Origin of the sequence: Mesorhizobium sp. LCM 4576 (assembly GCF_001854815.1) — a bacterium.
Lineage (GTDB): Bacteria > Pseudomonadota > Alphaproteobacteria > Rhizobiales > Rhizobiaceae > Mesorhizobium > Mesorhizobium plurifarium.
Genome location: NZ_MDDT01000057.1, coordinates 165,076 through 179,176 on the forward strand (window position 1 = coordinate 165,076; position 14,101 = coordinate 179,176).

A 14,101-nucleotide genomic window follows, 5' to 3' on the forward strand; every position below is an offset into this window, starting at 1 on the left:
TTGTCAGAAAGCCTAAGCGACCTCTCGCAGCCCATCGCCGGTCCGCGCCCCCTCCGGCAGCGTCTCCAGCGCCGCCTGCAAGAGAATCTCCGCCAGCCGCGCCGCCACCGGGTCGAGCTCGGCGTCCTTCTGGTGCAGGTGCAGCGCCATCATCGGCAACGCCGGCAGCCCGAGCACGCCCGGCGCGATCGCCCTGACATTGGCCGGCAGGCCGATATCGGTGCGGATCGTGAGACCCAGTCCCGCCGCCACCGCCGCCCAGATGCCGCCGAGGYTGGGGCTTGAGAAAGCCATGCGCCAGGGCATGCCTGCGCGGTCAAGCGTTTCCGTCGCGACAGTACGCAACAGGCAGGGCGCCTCGAACACCACCAGCGGCAGCGGCTCGCCATTGGGCCGACCTGCCTCGATCGGCTTGGCCGGGCCGATCCAGTGCGCCGGCACGTCGGCGACATGCCGGCTGTAGGGCAGGCTCGTGCCGTCATGCCAGGCGAGCGCGATATCGAGATTGCCTGACAGGACGCGCTCGGCCAGGTCATGGCTGCGTCCGATTCGCGCTTCGATGCGGACCTTGGGATGGGYGCGGGCGAAGCGGCCGAGCACGTCCGGCAGCACGGCCTCGCCGAAATCCTCCTGCAGGCCGAGCCGCACCCAGCCTTCCAGCTCGACGTCGCGGATGGCGGAGGCAGCCTCGTCGTTGAGCTCGATCAGCCGCCGCGCATAGCTAAGCATCGTCTCGCCGGCTTCAGTCAATGCCAGGCCGCGCCCCGCCTTGCGGAAGATCGGCGTATCCGCCTGCTCTTCGAGCTTCTTCAATTGCGCGCTGACGGCGGACGTCGAGCGCCCGAGCCGTTCGGCCGCCTTGGCGAAGCTGCCCAGTTCCATGCCGGTGACGAAGGTTCTGAGGACATCGAGATCGAACGTGACGCGGCGCATGAGATTGTCCTGATTTTCAGGATTATCGCTCAAAAACTTCCTGATTTTATGGATTAAGCTATGGCGCTACATCCTGCCCGTCAAGCCGCCAGCCGGCCGTCACGGGAACGGAACCATGTCCGCTATCGTCACACGAAACGACTGTCAGTCGCCTGATGCGCGTGCCGGCGCCCGCCACGCCTTCGGCCCCAATCATCGCTGGAAGGTGCTGGGCATCGGCGTCGCCGCCAATGCCGGCTTCTCCGCCACCTTCTCCGGCATTCCGGCGACCGCTGTGGCGATGCGCCAGGGCTACCACCTCGACAACGCCTCGCTCGGTTTGGCGCTCGGGCTGCTCGGCCTCGGCGTGGCGCTGAGCGAATTGCCCTGGGGCGTGCTCACCGACCGCTGGGGCGACCGCCGCGTGCTCCTGACAGGGCTTGGCGCCACTGCGGCCTGGCTATTCATCATGGCAATGCTCGTCGTACCGACGAAAACAGYCGTTCCCGGCGTCGCGCTGCTCTCGGCAAGCCTGCTCGTCGCCGGCCTGCTCGGCGGCAGCGTCAACGGCTCCAGCGGCCGCGCCATCATGGGCTGGTTCGGCGAGGGCGAGCGCGGCTTTGCCATGARCATCAGGCAGACGGCGGTGCCGCTCGGCGGCGGACTGGGCGCGCTTGTCCTGCCTTCCCTGGCGCTGGCCCTGGGCTTCGCCGCGGTCTTCGGCCTGCTTGCCGCCGTCTCCGCGCTCGCGGCCTGGTTCGCCTGGCGTTGGCTGCACGAACCGCCGGCGGGAAGCGGCGGTCACGCCGCCACCGCCGCAAGCGGCCCGGCGCCGCTACGCAACATCGAGGTGTGGCGCATCTCGACGGCAATAGGCCTGCTCTGCTTCCCGCAGGTCGCGGTGCTGACCTTCGCCTCGGTCTTCCTGCACGACTTCGCCGGCATGGGCACCTTTGTGACCAGCGCCAGCCTCGCCGCCGTGCAGACCGGCGCCATGGTGATGCGCGTCTGGAGCGGGCGCTTCACCGACCGCCACGGCAACCGCCGCCCATTCCTGAAGCTCTGCAGCGCGTTGAGCGCATTTGCCTTCCTGGTGTTGTGGCTGCTGGTGATCGGCGCCGCCGGCGCGCCATTACTCTTGCCGCTRCTTCCGCTGATGGTCGTGGTCGCCGGCATATCCGTCTCGGCCTGGCACGGCGTCGCCTATACCGAGCTTGCCACGCTTGCCGGCGCCGGCCATGTCGGCACCGCGCTCAGCCTCGCCAACAGTTTCGTGTTCATCGGCTTTTGCCTGGTGCCAATCGCCATCCCGTGGATTTTGGTGGCCTTCGCATGGCCGGGCGTGTGGCTCGCGGCCGCAGTCTGCGCGGCGCTCGCCTGGCCGATCTTCCTGCGCCAGGCCTGATCCAGCCAAAGCCGATGCACCCGCCCAGGACCTGATTCTTCATCGGCCCGCCGTGAAAATTGCAAGCCGGCTTTCCTCAAACATGAAAAGAACATGATCGATGTCGTTAACCCGGCATCAAGGTTAATGCTTCATTTTGGCTCTCCGGGGTCAGTAGCGTTCTGGAGAGTTCCGTGCATCGACGCGTTTCAATGCGGCTTGCCGCCGCCGCCGTTGCGAAAAAGCGTTCCTTCCTACCTCCTTTGGTGCTCGGGCTCGGCATTTGGATCGGCTTTCCGTCGGTCGTCGCCTATCAGGATATGGCAAGCCTTATCTCCGGCCTGGAATCGTCCAACATCCGCTGGAACGCCTATATCGAGAAATCCGCCGCCGGCTCGGTGCATGCCGCCGAAATGCCTTTCGTCGATTCCACTGCCACGGGCTCGATCTCCGGCTCCGGCGTGAATCTGCCGGGCGTCGGCACCGTCGCTTTCCGCGGCAAGGGCAACGCCGCCGGCGCGACGCCCGATGAGGACCGCGTCGTGCGCGCCGACAAGAAGGGCCGCCTCGTCCAGGTCTCGCCGGTCGCACCGCCCAAGAATTTCAGCGCCGGCTCGATTTTCGAGCGCACCTCCTCGCTGCTGCGTCCCGCGATGGACAGCGGCCTGAAGCTCACCTTCGCCAAGCCCGGCATCAAGGGCAAGGAAGTCCAGATCGCCCAGGCCTTCCATCTGCGCGAGGACAAGAGGCCGGATCCGGATCTGCCGGCCGCCCTTGTCGCGCTCGTCAACAACGACAAGCCGGACATCCTCGCCACCGCCTATGCCCAGTCCGCGCCCGACTATGCCAAGGCCTCGCCCTTCGAGGCGCTGCTGCAGGACGATCCGAACGACGGCCGCTTCATTCCGCCGATGGGCAAGGGYGACCACGCCTGGCTGCAGAATCCTTTGCCGGCGAGCGTCTTTTCCAAGCCCGAGCAGGCCTGCCTGGCCAAGGGCATCTATTTCGAGGCACGCAGCGAGCCGGTGCGTGGTCAGGCGGCGGTCGCGCAGGTGATTCTCAACCGCGTCCGCAACCCGGCTTATCCGAAGACGATCTGCGGCGTCGTCTACCAAAACGACAGCTGGTTCAACCGCTGCCAGTTTTCCTTCGCCTGTGACGGCAGGAAGAAGAGCATCACCGACCAGGCTTCCTACAAGACTGCCCAGGAGGTCGCCATGGCGGTGACCGCCGGCAAGATCTTCATTCCCGAGGTCGGCTCGTCGACGCATTACTACGCCAATTACGTTCACCCGGGCTGGGCGCGCGCCATGCAGCGCATGACCAGGATCGGGCTGCATATCTTCTATCGCACCTATGGCGGCGGCTGGAGCTGAGCCGTTTAAACGACGCCTCCGCCTGTCCGTCTGCCGGCAGCCTGCGTGCCCCGGCGGACGCGCCTTGCCGCGCGGATTCGCACCGAGTCCTCACGCGGCCGTGAAGGGCACGATGTCGCACCTTGGTAACTAGTTGATTTAACAGCGAAAAATACATCGCTTCGAAGTTCGGCCCGTGGCTTGACGGGGGCTGACCCTCTAACTATGTTGCCGGCGACTTTAGAAGCGGACGGACGGCAATCGTCTGCCCGGGCAGGGGGGGTTGCGATGGCCGACAAAACCGGGCCAGACGGAACCGGAGAAACCGGCCGCGGCAGGCAGCCAGAAGCCACCATCCGCGACGACGAACTTGAGCGCCGCCGGCGCGATCTCGAAGCATCGCTTGCGACGAGACGCACGGACCGGCTCGAGGGGAAAGACGAAGCGAAAGCTGYGACCGGTTACGGTCAGGCGCTGAAACTGTCCAGCGAGTTCATCGCCGGAGTGGTGGTCGGTGTCGGCTTGGGCTGGATCATCGACCGCCTGGCGGGAACAGCGCCTTGGGGTCTGATCGTCGGCCTGTTGCTGGGCTTTGGCGCAGGTATACTCAACGTCCTGCGCTCGGCGGGACTGGCATCCGAATTCGGCCAGGGCGGCAAGCCGCGCGAGCCGAAAGAATGAAGCGGGGCGCCGCAAGGCGCTGAAGTGAACTTAAGAAGCCGGTTGTGGCTTTGACGGGGATTTAAAGTGGCTGCTGCTGACAAGGTCGATCCGATCCACCAGTTCCAGATCCATCCGATCATCCCGCTGCATATCGGCGGCTACGACGTCTCGTTCACCAATTCCTCCCTGTTCATGGTTGTGACGATCGTCCTGGCCTCGGCCTTCCTCTATATGAGCACCGCCAGCCGCGCGCTCATTCCGGGCCGGCTGCAGTCGATCTCCGAGATGGCCTATGAGTTCGTCGGCAACATGCTGCGCGATGCCGCCGGCAAGCAGGGCATGCAGTTYTTCCCGCTGGTGTTCTCGCTGTTCATGTTCGTGCTGGTCGCCAATTTGATCGGCCTGTTCCCCTACTTCTTCACCGTCACCAGCCACATCATCGTCACCTTCACCCTGGCGATCATGGTCATCGGCACCGTCATCGTCTACGGCTTCGCCAAGCACGGCTTCGGCTTCCTCAAGCTGTTCGTGCCGCATGGCGTGCCAGGTTATCTCCTGCCGCTGGTGGTGGCGATCGAAGTCATCTCCTTCGTTTCGCGCCCGGTCAGCCTCTCGGTTCGTCTTTTCGCCAACATGCTGGCGGGCCACATCACGCTGAAAGTGTTCTCGGGCTTCGTCGTTAGCCTCAGCGCGCTGGGCGCCGTCGGCATCGCCGGCTCGGTCCTGCCGCTGGCCATGGCGGTCGCGCTCTCCGCGCTCGAACTGCTGGTCGCCTTCCTGCAGGCCTATGTCTTCGCGGTGCTGACCTGCATGTATCTGAACGACGCGCTGCACCCGAGCCACTGATCGATTTTCACCGGCGCCCCGGCGCCAGCATACCCAACGTACCAACTGCAACGAACAAGCAAACCACAGGAGTTTTGAAATGGACGCAACTGCAGCAGCTGCTATCGGCGCTGGTATCGCCTGCATCGGCATGGGCGGCGCGGGCATCGGCCTCGGCAACATCTTCGGCAGCTACCTCTCGGGCGCGCTCCGCAACCCGTCGGCCGCTGATGGCCAGTTCGGCCGCCTGATCTTCGGCTTCGCCGTGACCGAAGCTCTGGGCATCTTCTCGCTCCTGATCGCTCTGCTCCTGGTCTTCAAGTAAGATTGAGAGCTGACGAAAGGGGCCGCATGGTGCGGCCCCGTTCCATGGACAGGGGAATGAGATGTTCGTGACATCTGCCTATGCGCAAGAAACAGCGCCGGCCGCGGCCGAGGGCGATACGCATGCGGGCACTGCCGTGCCCGCCGCGGAGCATGAAGCGTTCCCGCCGTTCGATGCCAAGACCTTCCCGTCGCAGATCCTGTGGCTGGTCATCACCTTCGGGCTGTTCTACCTGTTCCTGAAGCGCGTTGTGATGCCGCGTCTCGGCGGCATCATCGATGTCCGCAACGACCGCATCACCCAGGACCTCGACCATGCCGCAAGGCTGAAGGGCGAGGCGGATGCCGCCGTTGCCGCCTATGAGCAGGAACTGGCGGAGGCCAAGGCCAACGCCAACAAGATCGGCCAGCAGGCAAGCGACGCCGCCAAGGCGCAAGCCGAGGGCACGCGCAAGAAGCTTGAGGCCGAGCTCGAGAAGAAGCTTGGCGAGGCCGAGGCGAGCATCGCCTCGATCAAGGCCAAGGCGATGAAGGAAGTCGGCACGATCGCCGAGGACACCACATCGGCCATCGTCGAGGCGCTTGTCGGCGGTAAGGCCGACAAGTCCGAGATCGCGGCCGCGGTCAAATCTGCGAGCCGGTGAGGAGCGGGATCATGGACGCCACATCACTCGCCACGCTCTGGGCCACAATCGCCCTGCTCATCTTCCTTGGCGCCGTCATCTATCTGAAGGTGCCGGGCATGCTCGCCAAGTCGCTCGACGCCCGCGCGGCCAAGATCAGCGCCGAGCTCGAGGAAGCGCGCAAGCTTCGTGAGGAAGCCCAGCAACTGCTCGGCCAGTATCAGCAGAAGCGCAAGGAAGCCGAGAAGGAGGCCGCCGACATCGTCGCCGCCGCCAAGCGCGAGGCTGAACTGCTCGCTTCCGAGGYGGCCAAGAAGACCGAGGACTATGTCGCCCGGCGCACCGCGCTTGCCGAGCAGAAGATCAGCCAGGCCGAGCGCGAGGCCGTCAGCGAAGTGCGCGCCTCGGCCGTCGACATCGCCGTCGAAGCCGCCCGCGCGCTGCTCGCCGCCAAGGTCGATGCCAAGGCCGGTGCGGATCTGTTCAAGTCGGCGCTCAATGACGTGAAGGCCAAGCTGAACTGAACTTGCGTCGAAGTTTCGAAGTCAAAAGCCGCCCGGGTAACCCGGCGGCTTTTTTGTTTGGTAAGGAAGCGGGCGTCGAAGCTGCCAATCTCCCCCTTGTGAAGGAGATGCCCGGCAGGGCAGAGGGGGYGCGAAGGATCGCGGCGCCGCAGGATCAAGGTTCCTCGCCCCACGAATGTGGGGAGAGGTGGCTCGGCGAAGCCAAGACGGAGAGGGGAGCGCCCTACGAAGCCCCTCTCCGTCCGCTTCGCGGCCACCTCTCCCCGCCTTTGGCGGGGAGAGGAACCCAAGCACCGTTAAATCGGCGGACAGCGCCTCCCTCTGTCCTGCCGGACATCTCCCCCACGAGGGGAAGATCAGCCGTCACCGGCGCCGTCGCTTATTCCAACCCGGCCAAACCCTCTTCCTCGACCACCTCAGCGCCACCCAGCCGGAAAGGYGCGAACGACGCCCGATGCAGCCGTGCCACCGGCCCATGCATCTCGATCGCGGTGCGGTGCCGGACCGTCGCATAGCCCATATGCACCTCGAAGCCGTAATGCTCGTGATGTCCGCCGCAGCCGCACATCATGCGGTCGCGCATCACCTTGGCGACGATCGAGGCGGCGGCGATCGACTGCGAGCGCTGGTCGCCCTTGATCAGCGCCCGGCCTTCGCAGGCGAGACCAGGAGGAACGTCGCGGCCGTCGGCCAAGGCGAGCTTCGGCTGCAGCGAGAGACCCGYGGCGGCTCGGCGCATCGCTTCGAGGCTTGCCTTCAGGATGTTGCTGTTGTCGATGCCTTCGGCGCTGATCGAGGCCATCGAGACGCTGAGCGCAGTGCCGAGAATCTTGAGGAACAGCGCCTCTCGCTGCAAATGGGTGAGGCGTTTGGAATCGTCGAGGCCTTCCGGGATGTTGGCGGGATTGAGCACCACCGCGGCGGCCACCACCGGACCGGCGAGCGGACCGCGGCCTGCCTCATCCATGCCGGCGACCGGCCACAGCCCGTCGGCCATCGCCTTCGTCTCGATCGAGAAGTCGGGCTTCTCGACCATTTCAAAGAGAAGCGGAGAATCGGAACGCGCGCGAGCCATGGTGCGGCGAGGTTCGCATCGGCTCCGATTCTCCGCAAGTCCTTCCGGGTCGGATGGGGCGTCGGACCGGGAAGGCACCGTCTCACGGCCGGGGGACAAGGGCCGGACGGAATTTCGAACAAGTGACAATTCCAGACGGAAAATCGCTGTGTCTGGAAGTGCTTGGCACCGGCCCGTCATGGCCGGCACCCAAGTCAAAGCAGCATCAGTTGCTCGCCGGCGCCGGAGCCTGCGACGAAGTGGTCGGTGCGAAGCTGCCGTCGCTCGATATTGAGGCCCAGCCGCTTGGCGGCGATCTCGAAGCGTCGGCCGATCTGCCAGGCATAGGGGCCGGCGCCCTTCATGCGCTTGCCCCATTCCGAATCGTAATCCTTGCCGTCGCGCATCGAACGGATCAGCGACATCACATGGCGATAGCGGTCCGGATAATGCCGCAACAGCCAGTCCTTGAAGATCGGCGCCACTTCGAGCGGCAGGCGCAGGATGACGTAGCCGGCCTCCCTGGCGCCCGCGGCTCTGGYCGAATCGAGGATGCGTTCCATCTCCGGATCATTGAGACCCGGGATGATCGGCGCCACCATCACGGATGCCGGAATGCCGGCATCCGAAAGCTGCCTGATCGCCTCCAGCCGCTTCGTCGGCGTCGACGCGCGCGGCTCCATGGTGCGGGCCAGCATGCGGTCCATCGTCGTCACCGACAGCGCCACTTTTGCAAGGCCGCGCTCGGCCATGCGCGACAGGATGTCGATGTCGCGCGTCACCAGTGCAGACTTCGTCACGATGCCGACCGGATGGCCGCGCGCCTCCAGCACTTCCAGGATCTCGCGCATGATCCGGTATTGTTTCTCGATCGGCTGGTAGGGATCGGTGTTGGTGCCGATGGCGATCGTGCGCGGCAGATAGCCCGGCTTCGACAATTCCCGGTCCAGCATGCGCGCCGCGTCCGGCTTGGCGAACAGCTTCGATTCGAAATCGAGCCCCGGCGACAGGCCCATGAAGGCATGCGTCGGCCGGGCGAAGCAATAGACGCAGCCATGCTCGCAGCCGCGATAGGGGTTGATCGAACGGTCGAAGGAAATGTCGGGCGACTCGTTGCGCGTGATGATCGTGCGCGGCTTTTCGACCTGCACTTCCGTCTTGAACGGCGGCAGTTCCTCCAGCGAGTTCCAGCCGTCGTCGAACACATGTCGGCTGACCGGCTCGAACCGGCCGGACGGGTTGATGCCGGCCGAACGGCCGCGATTGCGATCGGGCCGCACGCGCATGCCGCTCTGCTCGATCATCGCATTTGCCATCTCGGCTCGTCCTGCTCCGAAAGCAGCAATATCGGCGCGTACGATCTGTTCCATTTTCGCCCTCTCCCAAGGACTGTCGGCAGGCTGTCGAATCGCTYTGTTCATGAAACTATTCCTATTTTACCGATGAGAACAAAGCAAGAACTTTTTCGCTTGGAGCGCCCAACTGGCGCTTCGCCGCGCTTTCCGCTATTCGGCTGATATGCTCAGCGTTCTCATCGAAACCTTGAACGACGAGGAGGGTCTTGCCCGCACGCTCGCCTCGCTGGTCGGCGGCGCGGTCGAAGGCGTGGTGCGCGACGTGATCGTCTGCGATCAAGGCTCGACCGACCAGACGCATCGGGTGGCGGAGCATGCCGGCTGTCATTATGTGACCGGCGGGATCGCCGTGGGCATCGGCCAGGCCAAAGGCGATTGGCTGCTGCTTCTGGAACCCGGCGCCCGGCTCGCCGAAGGCTGGATCGACGAGGTCGTGGCGCACACGGCGAAGCAGACTATGCCGGCGCGCTTTTCACGCGCCCGCGCCGATCGGGCGCCATTCCTGGCCCGCGTCTTTTCGGGCAACCGGGCGCTGGCCGAAGGCCTTGTTATAAGCAAGCGCCAGGCATCGGCCTTGGCAAAGAGCGCGCGCAGCGCTGAAGCCCTGGCGCGCGGCCTGGCGACCAGGCGGTTGAACGCCGAAATCTGGGTGGCGCCGCCGAAGTAAGGCCGGCTCTCCCTTCTCCCACAAGGGGAGAAGGAAGAAGCGCAACCCAGCCCAGTCAGATCCCCTCGATCTCAACCGGCATCCAGGCACTGCGGCGCCTGGCCAGGCGCTRCTCGCGCGTCTCGGTGTCGAACCAGACGGCGACCGGCTCGCRCGAGAACGACGCGCGATCGTCGAGCGCGTTGACGATGACGACCGCCGTGGCGTCGTCGCCCTGACCGGCGATTGCCGCGACATAGACGCCGCAGTCGCGGCAGACGAGATAGTCGGCGGTGCGCAGGCCGAAGCGGTAGACCTGGAAGCGATCCCTGTCCGCGACCGAGATAACCAGCCTGCCGTTCGGGTCGGCGGCCGCGCGCGAGCCATGGCGTGTGCAGAAGGAGCACTGGCAGGCGCGAATTTCCAGCGCGGCCGGATCGAGCGCTGTGGAGAAGATCAGACGGATGTTGYCGCAATGGCAGCCGCCGCTGTGAACGGTCATGGCAAGGTTCCTTGTTCGCGGCGCAAGGTACTTTGCTGGTGCCGGCTTCGAAATGGCTGCTCGCAGGCCATAGCGCCATTTCGCCTGCGAACCGGATGCCGGCCGCTCGCTTTGCCTGCGGTTAGGAGGCGGGCTTGCCGCCGCGCCGGAGATGCTCGTCCAGCCGCGGCATGATCTCGACGAAATTGCAGGGCATGTGGCGGTAGTCGAGCTGCGCCTTGATGATGCCGTCCCAGGCATCCTTGCAGGCGCCGGGCGAGCCCGGCAGCACGAAGACGAAGGTGGCGTTGACGACCCCGCCTGTCGCCCGGCTCTGGATCGTCGAGGTGCCGATCTTGTCGTAGGAGATGCGGTGGAAGACTTCCGAAAAGCCGTCCATGCGTTTCTCGAAGATCGGCTCCAGCGCCTCCGGTGTCACATCGCGGCCGGTGAAGCCTGTGCCGCCGGTGGTGATGACGACATCGATGTTTTCGTCCTTCGACCAGCCGAGCACCTTGTCGCGGATCWTGTCGCGGTCGTCGGTGACGATGTCGCGCGCGGCAAGCGTATGGCCGGCTTGCGTGATGCGGTCGGCCAGCGTCTGGCCGGACTTGTCGTCGGCAAGGCTGCGCGTATCGGAGACCGTCAGCACCGCGATGCGCACCGGGATGAAGGGCCGGTTTTCGTCAAGCTTCGCCATCGCTCACCTCCATGCTGCGCGTCGCCGCGACGAACCAGTCGGGGTGGYGGGCGCGGATCGCGATCGCCGCGCGCTTGGCGACATTGCCGGTCTCGAACAGGCCGAAACACGTGGCGCCCGAGCCGGACATGCGCGCGAATGCGGCGTCGGCGCGCTTGAGCGCCTTGAGCGCCTCGCCGATCGCAGGTTCGATCGAGCGGGCGGCGCCTTCGAGGTCGTTGCGCGTCGCCGTCARCCAGTTGCGGACGGCGTGGAAGTCGAGGCGCTTCGGCAGCGGCGGCAGCGCCTCGTTGTCGCGGCTGGACAGCGCCTTGAACACCTCCGGCGTGGAGACGGCGATACCCGGATTGACCAGGACGAGGCCGAGCGCCGGAAATGCGGTGAGCGGCGACACCTCATCGCCGATGCCGCGCGCGACCAACGGCTGCGACTTCAGGCACATCGGCAGATCGGCGCCGAGCGAAAGCCCGATCCGGGCCAGCGAACGATCGTCGATATCGAGCTTCCAGAGCCGTGCCAGGCCATTGAGCGCGGCCGCCGCGTCGCTTGAACCGCCGCCGACACCTGAGGCGATCGGCAGGTTCTTCTCCAGCCGGATGGCGACGGGCGGCGCATGTTGCGCGCCGGCTTCCAGGCGCAAGGCATCGCGGGCCCTGACCACCAGATTGCCGTCGTCGAGCGRCAGGCCGGCGGCGTAGCGGCCGGACACCGAGAAGTCGTCCTGCTCAGCCGGCTCGATCTCGAGCCGGTCGCCGAAGCGGGTGAAGACGGCAAGGCTGTCGATGAGGTGGTAACCGTCGTCGCGCCGTCCGGTAATATGCAGCGCCAGGTTGACCTTGGCCGGCGCAAGCCACGTCCGGACCTCTGTGCCGGGCTCAAGAATGTCGGCTGCTGGCGAGATGGGATCAGTCCTTGGCCAGACGGTATTCGCCGGTCTTCGGATCCTTGACCAGCGTCCCCATCGTGCCGTTCGCCGCCTGTTTCTCGGTGCGCCGGATCTTGGCCGTCACGCGTTCGGCCTCGCGCACGAACGCGCGGTAGCCGAAGTAAGCGGYGGCGCCGACGACGGCGAAGAAAATGATCTGCGGCATCTCAAACTCCTCCCGCGTTCTCGCGGCAAGGCCGGCCGAATGGGTCGGTCAAGCGGTTATGCTAGACGCAATCATGGCTTTTTCAAAGCCCGAACCGCGCCCACAATGCGCGCTCTTCCGCCGCATCGAGCACGCCGTTTGCAGCGGCAGCGGCGATATCGGGCGCCGAGAAGCGTGAGCCGAACAGGCCGAAACGGCCAAACAGACCGCGTGGCGCGGTGATAAGCTTGAGCTGCGTCTTGTCGCCGAAACGGGTCTTGAGCACGCTGCGCATATCGCCCAGCGCATCGACGAGGCCGAGCTCGAGACCGCGCTTGGCGGTCCAGAACAGGCCGGTGAACAGGTCCGGATCGTCCTTGAGCTTCGACCCGCGCCGCTCCTTGACCAGGTCGATGAAGGTCTCGTGCACTTCGAGCTGCAGCGCCTTCAGCCGTTCGACGTCTTCCTTCTTCTCCGGCTTGAACGGGTCGAGCACGGCCTTGTTCTGGCCGGCGGTGTGGACGCGCCGCTCGACGCCGATCTTCTTCATCAGCTCCGGGAAGCCGAAAGAAGCGGAGACAACGCCGATCGAGCCGACGATCGATGACGGATCGGCGAAGATCTCGTCGCCGGCGACCGCGATCATGTAGCCGCCGGAAGCCGCCACGTCCTCGACGAACACCAGCACCTTCTTGTTTTTCTCGGCTGCGAGATCGCGGATACGCTTGAAGATCAGTCGCGACTGCACCGGCGAGCCGCCCGGCGAATTGATCGAGATCGCGACCGCCGGCGCATCGAAGCCGAACGCCTTTTCGATGACACCGGCCGTCGAGGCGAGCGACAGGCTCGGCCGGAACTGGCCGCCGCCGGCCATGATGGCGCCTTGCAGCCGGATGACCGGAATGGTGACGACTGTCGAGCGCCAGGATTTCGGCAGCAGGCGGTTGAAGAGGCGTTTCACGAACGGGTGTCTCCGATGGAATGCAAAGAAGCAAGATGAGATCGGTTACGTCGGTAATGTCTCTCAGGCGCGACGTCATCTTGCTCTGGCATGTAGGAATTCGCCGCCTAACGGCAATGCCGCATCGCGCGCCTGGGATCAATCGCCGAACAGCGACGCCAGGCCGTTATTGATCATTTCCGCCCGCTCCGCCGGCGCGTTGCCGGACGGCCCGTGCAGGATGAGCGGCGGGCGGATCGACAGTTTTCCGCGCGCCCCGAGCGCCGCCCTGACGACGATGCGGATCGCCGCCGCGTCCGGACGAGGATGAACGCAAAGCATCTCGGCATCGCCGAAACGTCCCTCGATTGCATCGAGGATGGCGACCAATTGCTCGGGCCGGGCGATGATGGCCAATCCGCCGCGCGGCTTCGTCACGGCCGCCGCGCTCCTGATCCAGCGCTCGAACAGCCCGTCCTCGCCCACATGCGCTTGCCTGCGCAGCGCGTCGGGCGTCGAGCGGTCCTCAGCCGCGTTGAACGGCGGGTTCATGATGACGAAGTCGAAGGAATTGTCGGCAAGCCCGGCGTCCGCTCGCGCCCGGCCGGTCAGCGTCACGTCGGCCGTCAGCACCGAGGCGCGGTCGCCGAGATGCGCGTTGCCCGGATGCGAAAGCGTGGCGGCGGCGAACCCCGCCATTTCGGTCGAGCGCTCGACCAGCACGGCCCGCGCCGCCGGACAGCGCGACAGCACGGCAAGGGCGGCAGCACCCGCGCCAGCGCCGAAATCGGCGAGCCGGCCGGAAAAGCCGGACGGCACGGCGGCCGCCAGCATCATGGCGTCCATGCCGGCGCGATGACCGCCCCGGCTCGGCTGCACCAGCCAGAAGCGCCCGCGATGGAAGGCATCGACCGTGTGCGCCGGCGTATCTGGGGTGGTTGTCGCTGCCATTATTTCTGGCGGATCTCGTTTTCGATGCCGGCATCCTTGAGGATGCGGCGCGCCACGTCGGCCTTGTCGGCGTCGACCATGACACGCTTTTGCAAAAGGCCGATCGACCCTTCGAGCACGCTCATATTCTGGTCGGCGACGAAACAGGCGATGCCGGCGTCGCGCATCAGCGATTCGACGAAGGAKATGACGACGGCGTCATTGGTGCGGACAAGCTCGATCATGGAACGAAAATCGCAGGTTGCGGCGTTCGTGTAAACGTGGGAGCGACCCGCGCGCCAACAGCCGCGCCAA

At 65.6% G+C, this 14,101-nt stretch carries 18 protein-coding genes; 8 read left to right on the plus strand and 10 right to left on the minus strand.

Going from position 1 to position 14,101, the window contains the following annotated elements:
• Window positions 1-12 precede the first annotated feature (12 nt).
• The gene (locus tag LCM4576_RS26545) at window positions 13-933 is read right to left on the minus strand and encodes a LysR substrate-binding domain-containing protein (RefSeq protein WP_071035882.1); all 921 of its coding nucleotides are present in this window, start codon (window positions 931-933) and stop codon (window positions 13-15) included.
• Window positions 934-1,048: 115 nt separating this feature from the next.
• On the opposite strand from LCM4576_RS26545, the gene LCM4576_RS26550 reads away from it, so the two are divergent.
• The 7 genes from LCM4576_RS26550 to LCM4576_RS26580 all read left to right on the plus strand — a co-directional run bounded on the left by LCM4576_RS26550 (window position 1,049) and on the right by LCM4576_RS26580 (window position 6,610).
• Window positions 1,049-2,317: an MFS transporter gene (locus LCM4576_RS26550; protein ID WP_071035445.1), complete on the plus strand. Its 1,269-nt coding sequence runs from the start codon at window positions 1,049-1,051 to the stop codon at window positions 2,315-2,317.
• Between the two features lie 173 nt (window positions 2,318-2,490).
• A complete protein-coding gene (locus LCM4576_RS26555) occupies window positions 2,491-3,672 on the plus strand; it encodes a cell wall hydrolase (RefSeq protein WP_071035446.1) in 1,182 nt (393 codons plus the stop codon).
• A 267-nt stretch (window positions 3,673-3,939) separates the two neighbouring features.
• Entirely contained in the window at window positions 3,940-4,332 is a 393-nt protein-coding gene (locus LCM4576_RS26560; protein WP_071035447.1) for an AtpZ/AtpI family protein, read from the plus strand.
• Between the two features lie 66 nt (window positions 4,333-4,398).
• Window positions 4,399-5,160 (plus strand): F0F1 ATP synthase subunit A, encoded by a 762-nt coding sequence (locus LCM4576_RS26565; RefSeq protein ID WP_071035448.1) that lies wholly within the window; start codon window positions 4,399-4,401, stop codon window positions 5,158-5,160.
• Between the two features lie 79 nt (window positions 5,161-5,239).
• The gene (locus LCM4576_RS26570; RefSeq protein WP_027164582.1) at window positions 5,240-5,464 is read left to right on the plus strand and encodes a F0F1 ATP synthase subunit C; all 225 of its coding nucleotides are present in this window, start codon (window positions 5,240-5,242) and stop codon (window positions 5,462-5,464) included.
• A gap of 61 nt (window positions 5,465-5,525) precedes the next feature.
• Complete coding sequence (locus LCM4576_RS26575) at window positions 5,526-6,107, plus strand: F0F1 ATP synthase subunit B (protein ID WP_071035449.1); 582 nt, start codon at window positions 5,526-5,528, stop codon at window positions 6,105-6,107.
• An 11-nt stretch (window positions 6,108-6,118) separates the two neighbouring features.
• A complete protein-coding gene (locus LCM4576_RS26580) occupies window positions 6,119-6,610 on the plus strand; it encodes a F0F1 ATP synthase subunit B (RefSeq protein WP_071035450.1) in 492 nt (163 codons plus the stop codon).
• Window positions 6,611-6,989: 379 nt separating this feature from the next.
• Here LCM4576_RS26580 and LCM4576_RS26585 read toward each other — a convergent pair whose 3' ends face one another.
• On the minus strand, window positions 6,990-7,685 hold the full coding sequence (locus tag LCM4576_RS26585) for a ribonuclease HII (protein ID WP_071035451.1): 696 nt from the start codon (window positions 7,683-7,685) through the stop codon (window positions 6,990-6,992).
• Window positions 7,686-7,879: 194 nt separating this feature from the next.
• Window positions 7,880-9,034 carry a PA0069 family radical SAM protein gene (locus LCM4576_RS26590; RefSeq protein ID WP_071035452.1) on the minus strand — a complete coding sequence of 385 codons (1,155 nt, stop codon included), beginning with the start codon at window positions 9,032-9,034 and terminating at the stop codon, window positions 7,880-7,882.
• Between the two features lie 148 nt (window positions 9,035-9,182).
• Here LCM4576_RS26590 and LCM4576_RS26595 point away from each other — a divergent pair, with 148 nt between their 5' ends.
• Window positions 9,183-9,686 carry a glycosyltransferase gene (locus tag LCM4576_RS26595; protein WP_071035453.1) on the plus strand — a complete coding sequence of 168 codons (504 nt, stop codon included), beginning with the start codon at window positions 9,183-9,185 and terminating at the stop codon, window positions 9,684-9,686.
• Between the two features lie 55 nt (window positions 9,687-9,741).
• Here the strand turns inward: LCM4576_RS26595 and LCM4576_RS26600 are convergent, their stop codons facing one another.
• From LCM4576_RS26600 to LCM4576_RS26630, 7 genes are all read right to left on the minus strand, one after another.
• Window positions 9,742-10,167 (minus strand): GFA family protein, encoded by a 426-nt coding sequence (locus tag LCM4576_RS26600; RefSeq protein ID WP_071035454.1) that lies wholly within the window; start codon window positions 10,165-10,167, stop codon window positions 9,742-9,744.
• Between the two features lie 121 nt (window positions 10,168-10,288).
• Window positions 10,289-10,846 carry a molybdenum cofactor biosynthesis protein B gene (gene moaB / locus LCM4576_RS26605; RefSeq protein ID WP_071035455.1) on the minus strand — a complete coding sequence of 186 codons (558 nt, stop codon included), beginning with the start codon at window positions 10,844-10,846 and terminating at the stop codon, window positions 10,289-10,291.
• A complete protein-coding gene (locus LCM4576_RS26610; protein WP_071035456.1) occupies window positions 10,833-11,729 on the minus strand; it encodes a 4-(cytidine 5'-diphospho)-2-C-methyl-D-erythritol kinase in 897 nt (298 codons plus the stop codon). Before LCM4576_RS26610 ends, moaB begins: the two co-directional genes overlap by 14 nt.
• A gap of 22 nt (window positions 11,730-11,751) precedes the next feature.
• Window positions 11,752-11,937, minus strand: a complete 186-nt coding sequence (locus LCM4576_RS26615; RefSeq protein WP_071035457.1) for a hypothetical protein — start codon at window positions 11,935-11,937, stop codon at window positions 11,752-11,754.
• 82 nt (window positions 11,938-12,019) lie between these two features.
• Complete coding sequence (locus LCM4576_RS26620; protein ID WP_041005036.1) at window positions 12,020-12,877, minus strand: S49 family peptidase; 858 nt, start codon at window positions 12,875-12,877, stop codon at window positions 12,020-12,022.
• A gap of 138 nt (window positions 12,878-13,015) precedes the next feature.
• Window positions 13,016-13,807, minus strand: coding sequence for a tRNA1(Val) (adenine(37)-N6)-methyltransferase (locus LCM4576_RS26625; protein WP_071035458.1), 792 nt, complete (start codon window positions 13,805-13,807; stop codon window positions 13,016-13,018).
• Window positions 13,807-14,031 carry a DUF2007 domain-containing protein gene (locus tag LCM4576_RS26630; protein WP_040991013.1) on the minus strand — a complete coding sequence of 75 codons (225 nt, stop codon included), beginning with the start codon at window positions 14,029-14,031 and terminating at the stop codon, window positions 13,807-13,809. Before LCM4576_RS26630 ends, LCM4576_RS26625 begins: the two co-directional genes overlap by 1 nt.
• Window positions 14,032-14,101 lie beyond the last annotated feature (70 nt).